1 protein-coding gene is annotated in these 377 nt (G+C 68.7%); it reads left to right on the top strand.

Features of this window, described 5'->3' with window-relative positions; all coding sequences use genetic code 11:
• Nucleotides 1-377: phosphopantetheine-binding protein (locus FEM01_RS24050; RefSeq protein ID WP_138221896.1), on the top strand; the 377-nt coding region annotated here is incomplete at both ends.

The raw sequence follows: 377 nt of genomic DNA, 5'->3' as shown, positions 1-377 counted from the left end.
TGACTGCTATCGACGGCATCCAGGAAGCCGCCGTGCTGGCACCCGAAGTACAGGGTGAGCGCCGGCTGGTGGCGTACTACACCGGGCGTGCCCAAGCGGTGGAGGCATTGCGCGGCGAACTGCTGCGCCACTTGCCGGAATTCATGGTGCCGGCGCTGTACGTGCACCTCGCGGCGCTGCCGTTGAGCCCGAACGGCAAGCTCGAGCGCAAGGCATTGCCGCTACCGGGCGCCGAGGCCTTGGCCAGTCGGCCATTCGAGGCCCCGCAAGGCGCCACCGAGCAACTGCTGGCCGAAGTCTGGGCCGAGCTGCTGGGGCTTGAGCGGGTCGGGCGGCACGACAACTTCTTCGAACTGGGCGGCCACTCGCTGTTGGCG

Origin of the sequence: Pseudomonas mosselii (genome assembly GCF_005796105.1) — a bacterium.
GTDB classification, from domain to species: Bacteria; Pseudomonadota; Gammaproteobacteria; order Pseudomonadales; family Pseudomonadaceae; genus Aquipseudomonas; species Aquipseudomonas mosselii_C.
This window is presented reverse-complemented; position numbering and strand designations above follow the sequence as displayed.